The organism is Peribacillus folii (genome assembly GCF_030271255.1).
In the GTDB taxonomy this organism is placed as follows: Bacteria; Bacillota; Bacilli; order Bacillales; family DSM-1321; genus Peribacillus.
The window spans coordinates 223,667-239,508 of the sequence record NZ_JASJOM010000007.1 but is presented as its reverse complement, the minus strand read 5'-3'; the positions used below and the strand labels follow the sequence as shown (position 1 = coordinate 239,508).

The 15,842-nt window shown below is 43.0% G+C and carries 16 protein-coding genes; 13 read left to right on the top strand and 3 right to left on the bottom strand.

Annotated features, from left to right (window positions below):
• Position 1 precedes the first annotated feature (1 nt).
• On the top strand, positions 2–547 hold the full coding sequence (locus QNI08_RS13950; protein ID WP_285768020.1) for a hypothetical protein: 546 nt from the start codon (positions 2–4) through the stop codon (positions 545–547).
• Positions 548–631: 84 nt separating this feature from the next.
• Here the strand turns inward: QNI08_RS13950 and QNI08_RS13945 are convergent, their stop codons facing one another.
• Positions 632–1,924, bottom strand: a complete 1,293-nt coding sequence (locus QNI08_RS13945) for an NCS2 family permease (RefSeq protein WP_285768019.1) — start codon at positions 1,922–1,924, stop codon at positions 632–634.
• A 309-nt stretch (positions 1,925–2,233) separates the two neighbouring features.
• On the opposite strand from QNI08_RS13945, the gene QNI08_RS13940 reads away from it, so the two are divergent.
• From QNI08_RS13940 to QNI08_RS13925, 4 genes are read left to right on the top strand one after another with little or no spacing between them, the layout of a single operon-like run.
• Positions 2,234–3,727, top strand: coding sequence for a DEAD/DEAH box helicase (locus tag QNI08_RS13940; RefSeq protein WP_285768018.1), 1,494 nt, complete (start codon positions 2,234–2,236; stop codon positions 3,725–3,727).
• A gap of 14 nt (positions 3,728–3,741) precedes the next feature.
• Positions 3,742–4,650: a phosphotransferase gene (locus QNI08_RS13935; RefSeq protein ID WP_285768017.1), complete on the top strand. Its 909-nt coding sequence runs from the start codon at positions 3,742–3,744 to the stop codon at positions 4,648–4,650.
• A 33-nt stretch (positions 4,651–4,683) separates the two neighbouring features.
• Positions 4,684–5,868: a class I SAM-dependent methyltransferase gene (locus QNI08_RS13930; RefSeq protein WP_285768016.1), complete on the top strand. Its 1,185-nt coding sequence runs from the start codon at positions 4,684–4,686 to the stop codon at positions 5,866–5,868.
• A 54-nt stretch (positions 5,869–5,922) separates the two neighbouring features.
• Positions 5,923–6,876, top strand: a complete 954-nt coding sequence (locus QNI08_RS13925) for an ATP-grasp domain-containing protein (RefSeq protein WP_285768015.1) — start codon at positions 5,923–5,925, stop codon at positions 6,874–6,876.
• 110 nt (positions 6,877–6,986) lie between these two features.
• Here QNI08_RS13925 and QNI08_RS13920 read toward each other — a convergent pair whose 3' ends face one another.
• Positions 6,987–8,537, bottom strand: a complete 1,551-nt coding sequence (locus QNI08_RS13920; protein ID WP_285768014.1) for an ABC-F family ATP-binding cassette domain-containing protein — start codon at positions 8,535–8,537, stop codon at positions 6,987–6,989.
• 575 nt (positions 8,538–9,112) lie between these two features.
• Here QNI08_RS13920 and QNI08_RS13915 point away from each other — a divergent pair.
• The 7 genes from QNI08_RS13915 (at position 9,113) to QNI08_RS13885 (ending at position 13,135) form a co-directional block, all read left to right on the top strand.
• Positions 9,113–9,559 carry a DUF2712 domain-containing protein gene (locus QNI08_RS13915; RefSeq protein WP_285768013.1) on the top strand — a complete coding sequence of 149 codons (447 nt, stop codon included), beginning with the start codon at positions 9,113–9,115 and terminating at the stop codon, positions 9,557–9,559.
• Between the two features lie 124 nt (positions 9,560–9,683).
• The gene (locus QNI08_RS13910; RefSeq protein ID WP_285768012.1) at positions 9,684–10,442 is read left to right on the top strand and encodes a hypothetical protein; all 759 of its coding nucleotides are present in this window, start codon (positions 9,684–9,686) and stop codon (positions 10,440–10,442) included.
• Entirely contained in the window at positions 10,432–11,148 is a 717-nt protein-coding gene (locus QNI08_RS13905; RefSeq protein WP_285768011.1) for a WxPxxD family membrane protein, read from the top strand. Before QNI08_RS13910 ends, QNI08_RS13905 begins: the two co-directional genes overlap by 11 nt.
• On the top strand, positions 11,135–11,863 hold the full coding sequence (locus QNI08_RS13900; protein ID WP_285768010.1) for a DUF2705 family protein: 729 nt from the start codon (positions 11,135–11,137) through the stop codon (positions 11,861–11,863). Before QNI08_RS13905 ends, QNI08_RS13900 begins: the two co-directional genes overlap by 14 nt.
• A 9-nt stretch (positions 11,864–11,872) precedes the next feature.
• Complete coding sequence (locus QNI08_RS13895) at positions 11,873–12,496, top strand: ABC transporter ATP-binding protein (RefSeq protein WP_285768009.1); 624 nt, start codon at positions 11,873–11,875, stop codon at positions 12,494–12,496.
• Positions 12,496–12,933, top strand: a complete 438-nt coding sequence (locus tag QNI08_RS13890; RefSeq protein WP_285768008.1) for a hypothetical protein — start codon at positions 12,496–12,498, stop codon at positions 12,931–12,933. The genes QNI08_RS13895 and QNI08_RS13890 overlap by 1 nt, the downstream gene beginning before the upstream one ends.
• Complete coding sequence (locus QNI08_RS13885; protein WP_285768007.1) at positions 12,860–13,135, top strand: hypothetical protein; 276 nt, start codon at positions 12,860–12,862, stop codon at positions 13,133–13,135. The genes QNI08_RS13890 and QNI08_RS13885 overlap by 74 nt, the downstream gene beginning before the upstream one ends.
• A gap of 169 nt (positions 13,136–13,304) precedes the next feature.
• Here QNI08_RS13885 and QNI08_RS13880 read toward each other — a convergent pair whose 3' ends face one another.
• Positions 13,305–15,497 (bottom strand): DNA topoisomerase III, encoded by a 2,193-nt coding sequence (locus QNI08_RS13880; RefSeq protein WP_285768006.1) that lies wholly within the window; start codon positions 15,495–15,497, stop codon positions 13,305–13,307.
• 59 nt (positions 15,498–15,556) lie between these two features.
• Between QNI08_RS13880 and QNI08_RS13875 the strand changes: the two genes are divergently transcribed.
• Positions 15,557–15,712 (top strand): hypothetical protein, encoded by a 156-nt coding sequence (locus QNI08_RS13875; protein ID WP_285768005.1) that lies wholly within the window; start codon positions 15,557–15,559, stop codon positions 15,710–15,712.
• The last annotated feature ends 130 nt before the right edge of the window (positions 15,713–15,842 follow it).

Sequence of the window (15,842 nt, the reverse complement as noted above, 5' to 3'; positions counted from 1 at the left end):
AATGAAAAAAACAGCTTCTTCTGAAATCAAGAGAGGACAAGCCATCACTTTTCGTATCCCTTCTGATGTGTCGGACTATACGTTAAGGCTGCTGCAGAAATTGAAGGAAACGGAAAGAAGGAATTTTTCCAGTAAAATTGCCGAGTATGTTCTCGATGGTGTCGGGCAGGCCACCCATCAGGATCGGGAAATGATTGCCCTGCCCATGCCGAACAAACTAAGCAAATCGCAGCGTGATTGGCTCAAGCATTCCCATTCAGAAGCTATGCTCGGAACGATCATGTATCACCTTTTATCCGATCCATTGCGCGCGACAGCCTTGCTTGCATCCTTGAACGGCAATGAATTGAATGAAGAACCATATATACAGGCCGAACCGGAGGAACAGGCGCAACCCATGGAAGTCCGGGAAGACTTGCCCAGGAAGGAACTGGATGACTTTGATTGGAGCCTGAACGAACCTGAACGGCAAGAGGAAGAACCCGAGCAGGAAGAGGAGAATCTCGACGATCTGCTAGGAGATTTCCTTGATCAAATGAATCAGTGAATGATAGAGAAGGATATCCGACGACAAGTTGGATATCCTTTTTTGTTTTAAAAAAAGGGACCCATTGGGCCCCATTGAAAACGATCAAGCTAGGAAAATCAGTTGATAAAGAAATAGGATGGCAAAGATGTACACAAAGGGGTGCACTTCACGAAACTTCCCACTGGCCATTTTTAAAATCGGATAGGCGATGAATCCTAGGGCTATCCCATTGGCGATGCTCGAAGTTAACGGCATGGCGACAATGACCAAAAAGGCTGGGAATGATTCATCAAAGTGTGTCCAATCAATTTCATTTATGCTTTTGATCATCATGCTTCCGACGATGATCAAGCTTGGTGCCGTGATGGCCGCTACATTTGAAACAGCCCCTATCAGTGGGCTGAAAAAAGCGGTTATCAAGAAAAGGATCGCCACTACAAGTGCGGTTAAACCTGTCTTGCCGCCGGCGCCCACCCCAGCGGAGGATTCGACGGATGCTGCCGTCGGGCTAGTACCGAACATGGCGCCGACGGTCGTGCCGACTGAATCCGCAAAAAAAGCACTGCCCGATTTCTCAAGCTTATTGTTCTTCAGCAATCCAGCCTGGCGCACGATTCCCAATAAGGCTCCCGTCGTATCGAAAAGCATGACAAGCAATATGGAGAAGACGACGCCGTATAGCCCATAGTTGATGACATCCGCAATGGAAGTGATGGGATTCGCGACGATGATTCCTTCTGGCAGCGAAGGGGTCGACACAAGCCCATCGATTTTCAGCTGACCTGTAAAGAAAGCGATGATGGCCGTCAGGATCATGCCGATGAATATCGCTCCCTGTACATTACGAACGATCAGCACGATGGTGATGACCAGACCAATCAGTGTGAGCGCTACACTCGGCTCCCTGAAGCTTCCAAGCGTTACAAGGTTTGATTCATGCTGTGTTACGACACCTGACAGACGAAGCCCGATGAACGTGATGAAAAGGCCGATCCCGGCACTGATTGCATGCTTTAAATTGTTGGGAATGGCTTCGATCAATTTCGACCGGAAAGAAGTCAATGATAAAAGGATGAAGATGATCCCGGTAACAAAAACTGCCGAAAAAGCGACAGTGTATGAAATATCATGGGTACCGAGGACAGAGTAGGCAAAATAGGCATTCAATCCCATTGCCGGCGCTATCACGATTGGATAATTGGCTAAAAGGGCCATGCACAGGGTCCCGACAATTATCGCAATGATCGTTGCCGTGAATGCCTGGTCGAAAGGAACACCGGCATCGGAAAGGATCATGGGGTTCACGACGATGATATAAGCCAGCGTCAAGAAGGTTGTAAGCCCCGCAAGCACTTCCGTCTTGATATTTGAATTCCGTTCTTTTAATTTAAACATGCGGTCACTCCCTTTTTATATACAAAAAATCCTTGCAAAGCACTACAAGGAGGAGATGCTTACCATTTTCTCAAGTAAGTAGCTCGAAAGATGATTCGATAATAAAATCTTATAAATTATATTAGAAAAATAACTAAAGTACAATAGCATGAAAAATTTTATGTGACGGGTTTTCTCGAAATTAGATAATGATATACTTACAAATAGCCTAGAATAAGAAAAATGACCAAAAACGAAGGAAGATACATCCGCTTTTTCCAAGATGATTCCCTTTGAATACATGAAGAAATTCAGAAAGTAGGCCATAACATGAAACATTTCATCGATCTTGGCGTCAGCCCGGCGATTAATACGATATTAAAGCAAATAGGAATAGCCAATCCGACTCCGATACAGGAGAAGGCGATACCCGATATCCTGGCAGGAAGGGACGTTATCGGGAAGGCGCAGACAGGGACGGGAAAAACCTTGGCATTCCTGCTGCCAATCCTGGAAAAAGTCGATCCGGCAGCCTCCCACATCCAATCACTGATCGTCACGCCAACAAGGGAACTGGCTTTGCAAATCACTGCGGAATTGAAAAAATTCGCCAATGAAATCGAGGAGCTTCAAGTGCTTGCCGTTTATGGCGGACAAGATGTCGAGCAGCAAATGAAGAAGCTGACAAGAAATATTTCGGTGGTCGTCGCCACACCAGGCAGGCTATTGGACCATCTAAGAAGAGGAACCATCGACCTTTCCGAAACACGGACGCTCGTGCTGGATGAGGCCGATCAAATGCTTCATATCGGCTTTTTACCTGAGGTGGAGGAGATCATGGGTCAGCTTCCCGAGCAACGCCAAACCCTGCTGTTTTCCGCCACGATGCCTGAACAAGTGCATCAGCTGGCAAAACGCTACATGAATAAACCGTTGACGGCCGCTGTCAAGGCAGAGCAGGTGACGGTCGAGCAAATCAGGCAGCTTGTCATCGAGACGACCGACCGTGCCAAACAGTCTTCATTAATGAACATGCTTAAGGAAGAACAGCCCTATCTGGCTATTATATTTTGCCGCACGAAACGCCGTGTTTCCGTACTGAATGATGCTTTGAAGGCCGCTGGTTTCAATTCCGAGGAACTGCACGGCGACCTCTCCCAGGCGAAGCGTGAACGAGTTATGAAAAACTTTAGGGATGCCAAGCTTCAATACTTGGTGGCGACAGATGTTGCGGCCCGTGGGCTTGATGTAGAAGGCGTGACGCATGTATTTAATTATGATGTCCCAGAGGACGCTGAGAGCTACATCCATCGAATTGGCCGTACAGGCCGGGCCGGCGAGCATGGCCTTGCTGTAACCTTCATCGCGACGAAGGATCTTCAGCTTTTAAGTGAAGTGGAAAAAGGGATTTCCATGAAAATCGAAAGAAGGACGATTGAAGGCGTGAAAATGTTCCAGCCTGATGAAGTGGCACATAAAAAGAAGCGTTATGAAGATTCCTCTGAAGACGGTGCCCGCCGGCCGCGTACTGGCGGGGGAAGACGCCACCGGGAGCGCATAGATACGAGAGGGCCGAACAGGGGCAGCCACCGTTCCGTGAACCAAGCGGACAATCGGGAATTGGACAAGGAGAAACCACGTGGAGGCCGGCATGAGCGTGAGGATTCACGGGGGAGGCGCCCTGAAAAAGGGAATGCACAAACTCGCGAAAATCCACGAGGCGGCCGCCAAGAAGGACGCGGTTCCAAAGGGGTGCGTGCACAAGGACCAAGCAGCCGAAGGGGCGGTTCCGGCAGCAGCTCCAATAGAGGGAGAAACCGGTAAAAGGAGGAGACGGAGTGGAAAAGCCTTGGGTGGCAGAATATCCAGTTTCGTTGGAGCTGGCAAGGAAATTGATCATGCAGCAGTTTCCGGAAATTGAATGGAAAGAAATCAAGCAGCTAGGGGAAGGGTTCGATAACACCGTCATGCAAATCAATGGTGAATTTGTATTCCGTTTCCCGCGCCGTCCGCTCGCCGTTACGCTGATTCAGGTGGAGAATCGCCTTTTGCCTTCCATTGCCGGAACTTTACCGCTCTCTATCCCTGAACCGATCTTTTTTGGAGAGCCTAGTGCCATCTATCCGTACCCCTTTACCGGCTATAAAATGGTAAAGGGACACTTGCCTGCAGAAGGATCTGTTGCAAACGAGGTTGAATCGGCAAAAAGATTGGCCGGTTTCCTGAAGATCCTCCATAGCTTTCCGCTCGATAAGGCCAGGCAGTCAGGCGTTGAGCCTGATGGGTTGAGAAGGCTCGATGCAGCCTTTCGCCGAGAATCGCTGCTTGAGCATGTTGCCACACTGGAACAGCTCGGATATATCCAACAAGCTCAAGCGGTTACCTGCTTTGTTGAAAGGCTGGGCGACATGGAGGTGCCGCGGCCCTCAACACTCGTTCATGGGGATATTCACGTCAGGAATGTCTTACTGGATGACGAGGGCATTCTTGCTGGCATCCTTGATTGGGGAGATGTCCATATCGGCAGCCCGGCCATCGACATCGCCTTTTTATACAGTTATTTCCCAAGCAATGCACGCCAAGCCTTTTTTGAAATCTATGGGGACATTGATCAGGAAACGGAGCAACTAGCTCGCTTCAGGGCGGTATATATGCTTATTACCTTGCTCGTCTATGGCATTGATCGCGAGGATGAAAAGCTGGTCGCGATCACGGAAAAAGGATTGGCATTGGCGATAGAAGAATAACAGGTAAGTGCTTTTGATGATTAGGAGGTTACTATGGAAGCAAGCTATTATCATACCATCACCATATTGGCAAACATGCTGGCCGAGGCCAATATTCCTTATCAATATACAGGCCGGTCCGCCTTATTTATCCAAGGAGTCGATGCAGAGGCAGATGGCATCGAACTGGATGTGCAATGGGATGTTTTCAATGAAGTCTTGGTCCATTTCGGCGCATACTCTCCGACACCCCCTGAAAGGAGTCCTGACCGTGCCTCCTTTACCATGGAGGTCGAGGGAGTATCCGTCAAGGTGGGCTGCAGGTATAACACGACGATAAAAACCGATCCCTATCGCTTGTCGATAATGCTTGGAAATACGGTTGTCTGGTGCCGGTCGCTTTACAGTTATTTCTATGATGACGAAATGAAAAGATACAGTGCCGAGATCCATGCTTACCTAGCTGCCGAGCAGCAGGGCTTCACAGCCGAAAATGAACAAGCCTGGAATCAGAATAATTATTTGGCGCTGGTCAATCGCTATGGCGAGCCCGGCGAAGTCGCAGCCAAAATCAAGCAAAATCCAAAATGGCGTTTGCATCCATTTTATAAATATATAGGTGAGGCCAAGGATAAAAAAATCACACATTTGATGGGATCGAACGGTGTTAAAGCGGTGGCCCTGGCGATATTGGGTGCCTCCGTGAAGGTCGTCGACTTTTCCCGGGAAAACGCGGCATTCGCCAATGAGCTTGCTGGCGGCGCAGGGGTCAGCATCGATTATATCGTTTCCGACGTCCTTTCCTTAACGGAAGAGCATGCAGCAGGGAATCAGGATGTGGTATTGATGGAGCTGGGCGTGCTGCACTATTTGATTGATCTGCAGCCGTTATTTGCAAAAATCAAAGAGATGCTGAAACCGGGAGGCCGATTCATCCTCCATGAATTTCATCCGATTTCAACCAAACTGATTACCTCCAATGGTAAGAAGCATAAGATTGCAGGCAACTATTTCGCTCCGGAAATCGAAAACAACGTAGTCGCTTTTTCCAAGCATATGCCGGATGAAGAAAAAGGGGGCCTTTCAAAGGTTGTCCAGCGTAAATGGACAATCGGCGAGCTTATCACGGCAATTAGCCAATCAGGTCTTGTCATTAAAGTGCTCGAGGAAGAACCGAATCATAAAATTCACGATATCGGCATTCCAAAGACCTATACATTGGTGGCTGAACGGGTATAAGGGTACAGTCACAATTAAAGACATAAAATGTTAAACAATCAGGAGGAACCTTTTATGAGCAAAGTGTATATCATTCATGAAAACGAGGAATGGACGGCCCATTTAACCAAAAGAATGAATGAGTTGGAGCTTCCCTATGAAGAATGGCATCTTGACCAGGGTGTGGTCGATTTAACGGAGGAGCCGCCAGAGGGCGTTTTTTATAGCCGTATGAGTGCAAGCTCACATACTCGCGGGCATCGATTTGCGCCTGAAATGACGGAAGCTGTGCTAGCGTGGCTTGAACAGCATGATCGTACGGTCTTCAATGGATCACGGGCGCTAAGGCTGGAGGTCAGCAAGGTCAATCAATACACGGCACTGACAAAGGCTGGAATTCAGACTCCGAAAACGATTGCAGCTGTAGGCAAGGAAAATATCATCAAGGCAGCAGTGAAATTAAATGTCGCTTCGTTCATCACGAAACATAACCGTGCAGGTAAAGGACTCGGTGTTCAATTATTCCAATCAGTAGAAGCGTTGAAACAATATGTGGATGGTCCGGAATTCGATGAGCCAGTTGATGGGATTACATTAATTCAGGAATACATAAAAGCGCCGGAGCCATTCATCACCCGTTGTGAATTCGTGGGCGGCAAGTTCATTTATGCGGTAGAGGTCGATACATCCGAAGGCTTCGAGCTTTGTCCGGCAGATGCCTGCCAAATCGGTGACTTATTCTGCCCGATCGGTGAAGAGGAAAAAGAAAAACCAAAATTTAAAATAGTGCAAGATTTTCATGATCCAATCATTGAAAAATATGAAGCGTTTTTAAAAGAAAATGGCATTTCGATTGCCGGAATCGAATTCATTCGTAACGGCGCTGGTGACATCTATACGTATGACATCAATACCAATACGAATTATAACCATGATGCTGAGGCTGCAGCGGGCCAATATGGCATGCTTGAATTAGCGAAGTTCCTGGGATCTGAATTGGCAAAACAAAAACGTGTGCAAATGAAGTGAATAAAACGGTGATTCTGACTGGAAGGGCAATTTTTTATTTGCCCTTCCAGTCTTTTTTGACATAAAAAGAAGGTGCCCGTCTCTATTGGGCACCTTCCATATGGATTGAATCAATTATTGCTCGACCACTCTTCAACATCCCATACCTTCGTCACCCAATCTTCATAGAAATCAGGTTCATGGCATACGAGGAGAACCGTCCCTTTATACTCTTTCAATGCACGCTTCAGTTCTTCTTTGGCAACGACATCCAAATGGTTCGTCGGTTCATCGAACAATAGCCAGTTGCTTTCGGTAAGCATCAGCTTGCACAACCTTACTTTTGCTTGCTCGCCACCGCTTAAATGGCTCATTGGGCGTGTAATATGCTCGTTTTTCAAACCGACACGGGCAAGGATTGCACGAACCTGCGGTTGGTCAAGATGCGGGAAGGCGTTCCAGACCTCATCGATAGGTGTCGTATTTCCTGCCTTCACTTCCTGCTCGAAATAAGAAGAAAAGAGGAAATCGCCAAGGGATCGTTTTCCGCCAAGAGGATCGATTTTACCTAAAATCGTTTTTAAAAGCGTCGATTTCCCGACTCCGTTACAGCCGACCACGGCGATTTTCTCTCCCCGCTCGATGGTCATCGACAGCTTCGGAAGCAATGGACGGTCATAGCCGATCTCCAAATCTTCCCCTTCAAAGACATAACGGCTGCTTGCACGTGATTCCTTGAAATCGAAGGTCGGTTTCATGGCCGTTTCCGGACGATCAATCCGCTCCATGCGATTCAATTGCTTTTGACGGCTCTTTGCCCGGCCTGTCGTTGAGTAGCGGGCTTTGTTTTTCGCAATGAAATCTTCCTGCTTTTTAATGAATTCACGCTGTTTTTCGTATGCGTTGATATGTTGGTTCTTATTCAATTCAGCAAGCTCAAGGAACTTTTCGTAAGTGGCCGTATAACGGGTCAGCTTCGAGAATTCTAGGTGGAAAATGACGTCAACGACACCGTTCATGAACTCGGTATCATGAGAAATCAAGAGAAAGGCATGCGGATATTCCTTTAAGTAGCTGCTCAGCCAGCGGATATGCTCGACATCCAAGTAGTTCGTCGGTTCATCCAGCAAGAGGACTTGCGGCTGTTCCAGAAGCAGCTTGGCCAGTAAAACCTTGGTCCGTTGTCCGCCGCTCAGCGCCGAAACATCGCGATCCAGCCCGATTGCATCCAAGCCCAGTCCGCGTGCCGCTTCTTCAATTTTAATATCGAGATTGTAAAAGCCGCCCGCTTCAAGCTTGTCCTGGATTTCCCCCATTTGCTCCAAAAGCTCTTCAAGCTCTTCGGGAGAGGCCGTCCCCATTTTCTCCGTTACCTCATTAAGTGCCTTCTCCTGCTCGAATAGCGGTAAGTAGGCATCCCTTAGGACATCGCGAATCGATTTTCCTTTTGCAAGGATCGTATGTTGATCCAGGTAGCCATATTCGACGCCGGGAGTCCATTCGACCCGGCCTTCATCATGGATAAGCTGCCCTGTGATGATATTCATCATCGTTGATTTTCCGACACCATTCGCCCCGACCAGTCCTACATGTTCTCCGGCCATCAGGCGGAAGGAAACATCCTTGAATAAGGTGCGATCGCCAAAGCTATGTGCTAATTTATCTATAGAAAGTAAGCTCATGTATGTTGAACCTCCCAGTTAATTTGAAAAAATCCCTACGTTTCATCATACTAAAAACTGCCCGCGATTGCTATCTAATCTATTCATTTGCATATATGTGGGTACTGAGAAGTGGAGGCAAACGATTGTGCTATGGAACCCCTTGCCTTCTCCGCGAGTGGTCGATCCTCTCTACTGCATATCATAAAAAGGACCCAAATAAATTTCTAAAAAGAAACAGGGAGTTTCAAATTAGAAACTCCCTGTTTCTATAATTTTTATAAAATGAAGATATCCCATGCTTAATTTAAGAAGATTTATTCGCAGCCACCTTCAAAAAAGCTCATGGGGAATTCAATTAAAAAGGCCTTTTTTAAAAGGTCTTTTTTTGTACAAATCATCAAAATGAACAGGGCAGTTTGTGCGTGTAACGGGTCTGGCGGTTCTTTGTGGGTCTTCATTCGTATATTTCTTAAAGAATGGGTTCTTTAATGGCGCCGTTAGAGAACTATTATTTAGGTGAATCTAGATTATTGCAATCAATGGAGTGCTAAAAAAATTCATTGATTACAAAATAAACATTTAAGGAGAAAAATATGACTATTTCAAGAAAATCAAATTTTTTCATGTTTGTATTGATTATCGCCTCAGTTTTTAGTATTGGTTCAAGTGTTTTTGCTGCTAACAATACGAGTGATGATAAAAGTTTTCGTTTTACTGTTCCTGCTTCTAGCAATCCAGATAAGGGCACTACTTATGAGAATGGATACTCCGAGACGCAATCAAGATCGACCGCAGAAAAGAGTGCCCCATGGTATTTGAATCTTGCCTATTCTTCAGAAGGTGCAGGAACAGTTACTATAATGTGGCTTGATAAAAACGGTACTTCCTACTCACATCCAAGCAAATATTATCAAGGAAAAAAATATACCATTAAAGTTAAAAAAGCTGCCAGTGGTTCAGTGCGTATTGGCGCTGAAAATAATAATCTTTCTACAAAATCACATAAAGTAGAAGGATATTGGGATCCAGCAGTGCGTTAACAGGATAATAGCATATCCATATTTAATATTCATGTATGTTAAAGGCCGCACCCTTTTTACCAACATGAAAGACTTGAAAGAAGGGGGTCTTTATGAGCCTTAAAATGCATAACAAGGAGAAAAGATGAAAAGTCAAATTAGTAGAGTGTTTAGAAATAAATTAAGTCGTTTTGGAATTTTAGCTATCATCCTGATTCCTTGTATGGAGATCATTCAGTTATCGGCTGATATTTATGAAGATTCCTATCTCGCGGAGGCCTTTTTTCTTTCAGGGTCGACGATTGGACATGTAACACAAATTATTTTACTGTGGTTTCTCCCACTTTACTTACTGGTGATTTGCTCAGATGATCCTATCCAAGACAAAAAGACAGGCGTTAGAGACATTTGGATTTCTAAATTAGGAAAAAAGAAATACTTCTTTGTTAAGCTTAAAGCTTCGTTCATTGTGTCTTTTTCTGTAATTTTTTTAGCCTTAACAATAAATTTTTTAATCAACTCTCTTTTTTTTGATATGGCCGGATTTAGTTCAGCAAATAATTATGATGGAGTGTCAGGGGAAGCATTTATAAAGATGCAAGTGGAAAGTCCTTATCTTAGTATCTTTTTATTTTCCCTAACAACCTCTTTTTTTGCGGGTTTGATAGGGGCTGCTGGTACATGCTTTAGTATGCTGACTTACGATAAAAAAATAACGTATCCAGTAACGTTTGCATTTTGGTATATCCTTATTTCACATGAGGGAACGGTGATGTATCTATTTCAACCGTTTGCCGAATATGGGTTAGAGACTTTAACACCCATTTTCATTACGTCAACTCTTGCCTTTCTTGTTCTGTATATTTTGACGTACCTCCATGAGGTGAAGATAAATGAAATCTAAATGGTTGCTTTCAACTCTCTGTTTATTCCTATTCATGGTGGTGCTTTGGTATAAACAAACAAGTGACTTTGTTCATCTTCAACCACTTTATAACAGGTTTCTCTCAATAAACTCTAATATGTATTCGCCGAATTCAATTGAAGCACATGTGCTATTTTTCACTTATCCTTTTTTGATGTTCGTAAAAAAAGCTCCAAGTCATGCAGCAGCAACAGTTAGATATGTAATGCGTGGTGCAAAATATCGGAAGGATGTTCTACATGCTTTCTATGCCGTTCTTATTTTCGTTACCATCCATCTTTTCATTTTAAGTGGCTATAACTTTTTCTATTTGGGAAGTGTTTTTTTTAATGATGTAAGTTTTGTTCAGATCCTATTATGTGAGTTTCTTGGTCTTGTTTTTTATTATTTCTCGCTAGCTCTTCTTTATATAGCGATTAAAACGATCCTAAATTCAGATATATTATCTTACTCTTTTGTGTTTTTTATTGTGACATTGACTTTCTTTTTCAATAAGTTAGTCAATCAAGAGCTGTATACACCGATTCGAGATCTAGCAAATATCGTTTTATTAGTAGTTGCTTCTGGTGATATGAACAGTATAGTAACGATTTATTTGCGGCAAATAACGATTGTCGTAGTCTTGCTTGTTTTTGGGTGGAACATGTTTCAAAGAAAGGATTACCTGAAAAATGATTCACTTTAGAAATGAAGCGTTCATCTTGTTTATTGTTGCACTCATCCAATATGTATATTTCATGAATGATAGGTTAGCTCATTCTTCCTTTCCGTTTTTGGATGGGGTACCGACACCAGTTAATTATCCTCACTTAGTTACCTATTTAATGGGCTGGTATATATCGATAGCTGCAAGTAGCTTCATTTTATTAGGGCACATCTCGGATTCACTAGTTGATTACGGAAAATATATCATTTTAAGGGGAAAAAGTAGGTTTTCATGGCTAATGTCTAAAGTAATCCATATGTGGAGGGTTGTAATGGTTTTAGTTTTTTCACAATTAATCGCTACAATTTTTTTTCAAACAATCTTGGATTCTGATCCTGTACTTGAATTGACACACCTGTTTGAAGGTATATTGTTTTATGTGTTAACAATCATGGCTATTTTATCCATACAAATGATATTGGAACTGTATATGAAATCCCAATTGGCGTTTATATTAACCAATTGTTATGTGCTGCTATCGATAACAATTGTTGAAGGTTTCGTTCAAAAAAAAGTACTATTTCATGTGTTTTTCCCGAACCTATCAATGAGTTTTCGCAATGGCATGATGGCTAATCCTACCTTGCAGGAAACGATAGGCCAATTACATGAGTTGGGGCTTTTTTTAGTTGTTATTATTTTGTTTCTGCTTTGTCTTTCCGTAATAAGAATAAAAAAAATAGAATTAATGTGAGGAATTAAAATGATTGAAGTCCATGACTTATCAAAAAAGTTAAAAAAAAATAAAGTTTTACAAAACATCACTTACACCTTCGAAAAAGGGAGAATCTACGGTTTGGTTGGAAAAAATGGTTCTGGTAAGACCATGTTGCTTCGGGCGATAGCTGGACTTATTATTCCAACTGAAGGCAGTGTAACCATTAATGAAAAAGTATTGCATAAGGATATTTCGTTTCCGCCAAGTATCGGTATTATTATTGAAAATCTCCAATTGCTTCCCCAGTTCGATGCTGAGACTAATTTGAAAATTCTTGCTGCGATTAAGAAAACAGCGTCGCTCGAAGATATACAACACGCCATAATGAGACTTGCGCTGGATCAGTTCGGTACATTGAAAGTAAGAAAATATTCTCTGGGTATGAAGCAGCGACTGAATATTGCACAAGCCATTTTTGAAAAACCTGACATTATTTTATTGGATGAACCGACTAATGCCATCGATGAAAAAGGTGTGGAACGAGTACTGGATATATTGAAAGAAGAACGGGAGAGAGGAGCAACCATCATTATTGCCACTCATAATAAAGATGATGTTTTCCCGATTTGTGATGAAGTTATACAAATTAGTAATGGACGGTTAATATAATGAGAAAATCTCAAATGCTTTTTTTGGTTATCATATTTGTAAGTTTACTCACCATCATATCCATACCGGAATTCATAAAATCTCTTACGCCAAACGAACATCTTGAAATGAAAAAAATCAAGGGCGGAGGTATCGAATACAGACTCACACAAGGCAACTTCCATGTAGGAAACGATATTCCAGTGGGATATTATGACGTGACAAGCGATGGTGATAATTATTTTAATGGGACTGAACTTTCCGATGGTGATCATTTTTTAGGTTTGAGACTTTATGATGGCAATATAGCACAAGTTACTGGGAAAGGAACAATCAAGCTTAAAAAATCAGCTTTTTCGCCAGTTAGTAAAGAGGGTGATTCCTATGAAATACATCATTCCGGTTTCTATACAGTCGGTAAACAAAATACAAGCCGGAGAGTATATCATCACTTATGAAACCAGGAATGATGAAGTGTTAAAGGAAGATCCATGGTTCCAAATCATATCTGATGATTTGCAAAAAATTATAGGAGGGGACTCCTTTGGAGATGTTAATCAGTTTGAAATTGATCTAAAGGAGAATACATGGCTGGAACTTAACCAAAGTGGATTTTCCACTAATAAAAATGTTTCTTTCTTTTTAACACCTGTAAAATAGGCGTGACTTGGTAATTTAAATACATGCATTTAATAGAATAGGCAAGCTTTGATTTAATCTTCATCCTTATCCCTTGAAAGATTGGTTATCGACTCGTTTTTGGCGGAGTGAACTTGATTGGATGTTTTGCCCTCCCTTCCCCTAAATGGGAGAGGAGGGCAAAACATGATCATTTATCCACTTTAAATCCTTTTAATAAATCCGCAAAAGGATTATTAATCGGTTCTGCTTCTTTTTCCTGCTCTTTTAAGTACTTTTGTACGGAACGTTTATCCACTTTTCCGCCAGTTTCTTTCTTACGTCTTGCTTCAAAAGCAGACAGTTTCTCGCGGTATCCGCATTTACATGTGAAGATTTGACCATCGCCTTCCCCACGTAGTTCCATTTTCTTTTTACATTGTGGGCAGCGTGCATTCGTTACACGGGCGACGTTCTTTTTATGGCCGCATTCACGATCTTGGCAGACGAGCATTTTGCCTTTTTTACTATTCACTTCAAGCATTGGCTTCCCACAGTCTGGACAGGATTTCGTTGAGATATTGTCGTGTTTATATTTTTTGTCACTCGCTTTGATTTCACGGACAATTTCTTTTGTGTAATTTTTCATTTCATTGATGAACACATCTTTTTTCAGCTTTCCTTTGGCGATTAGCTCGAGCTTTTGCTCCCACTCAGCTGTTGTCGCAGGAGATTTTAGTTTTTCTGGCACTAAATCTAAAAGCTGACGTCCCTTGGATGTAATATGGATGTCCTTGCCGCCGCGTTTTTCGAATAAGAATGAATTGAATAGCTTATCGATGATATCGGCACGGGTGGCGACTGTTCCAAGTCCCCCCGTTGATTTCAACGTGTCTGCCAGCTTCTTATCGTTTGTTTCCATGTATTTCGCAGGGTTTTCCATCGCTGATAGTAAAGTCGCCTCCGTAAAGCGTGCTGGTGGCTTTGTTTGGCCAGACGTTTGAGTGATTAATTTTGTCTTTAATACATCGCCTTTTTCAATACGAGGCAATAGCTGCTCTTTTACATCCTCTGCTGATTCTTCATCATCAAAGTGGTTTGCATAAACTTCTTTCCAGCCCGAATGAATCACGGATTTTCCTCTCGCGATAAACGTTTGCTCGCCAATTTTCGTTTGCACCGTCAATTGCTCATATTCAAACGCAGGAAATAAAACTGCCAAGAAGCGTTTCACGACAAGGTCGTAAATTTTGCGTTCTTTGTCAGTGAAGGCTGAAAGATTCACATAACCCTCGGTCGGAATAATGGCATGGTGATCACTGACTTTACTATCATCGACAAATGCTTTTGACGCTTTAATAGGCTTATTCAACACCTTATTTGCAAGAGGACGATATTCACCTATGGCACAGGCTTTTAAACGCTCCGGAAGCGTACCAACGATATCGGATGATATATATCGTGAATCCGTACGCGGATAAGTCAAGACCTTGTGTTGCTCATACAATTTTTGCATGATGTTCAATGTTTCTTTAGCCGAATAGCCAAAGAGTTTATTCCCATCACGTTGTAACTCTGTTAAATCATATAGACCAGGTGCGAATGTTTTCTTTGCTTTGCGGTCAATGGAAACAACAGTCGCATCCTTACTTCCAAGTGATTTCACGATTGCATCGGTCTTTTCTTTATTAAAGCTGCGGCTATTTCCATTTTCATCTTGCCACGTTAACTTAAGTCCATCCGTTTGGGCTTCAATTCCATAATAGGTTTGCGGTTTGAAATTCGCAATTTCCTCTTCGCGCGCTGCAACCATTGCAACCGTCGGTGTCTGAACGCGTCCACAGTTTAATTGCGCATTGAATTTTGTCGTTAAGGCACGAGTAGCATTCAGACCGATATACCAATCCGCTTCCGAACGTGCTACTGCAGAAGTATATAAGTCTTCATACGCTTTACCAGGCTTTAAGTTATTGAATCCATCCTTAATTGCTTTATCCGTTACGGAAGAAATCCAGAGACGTTTGATGGGCTTATTCACTTTTGCTTTCTCGATGATCCAACGTGCAACTAATTCTCCTTCTCTCCCTGCATCAGTCGCCACGATTATTTCATTCACATCATTGCGAGTCAATTGCGTTTTGACAGCATTGAATTGCTTTCCCGTTTGTTTCATGACAACTAGCTTCATGCTTTCGGGAAGCATGGGCAGGTCTTCCAGCTTCCATGTTTTAAATTTCATATCATATGCCTCTGGATCTGCTAGAGTAACCAGATGACCTAATGCCCACGTAACGATATACTTATCGCCTTCTAAAAATCCATTGCCTTTTTTATTACACTTCAATACATTCGCAATATCACGTGCAACTGAAGGCTTTTCAGCAATTACCACACTTTTTGACATTTGTTCAAACTCCCTTACTAACTATTTACCGTCTAATATAACATAATTTCAAGGAGGGAATGGACCATGCACTCCATTTAAAGCCTCTGAACGAATCTATGAAGGCAATGGAAACCGTGCTCGCTTCATGGCTGGGAAAGCAAGGAAACCTCATCAAGAATCTTGGTGAAACCGGCGGGTTCAGGGTAGGGGAGCAAATGCTAACAGCGATTTGAAAAGTGAAGCTTTCCAAACAGGCTTTCATTAATAGGTACGCCTTCGCCTAGAAAATCGTGACCAAAAATTCATAGATGATAATGTGTCAGGAGCGAAATGCCTGGGTTGAGGCAAGCTGATGCTTGAAGT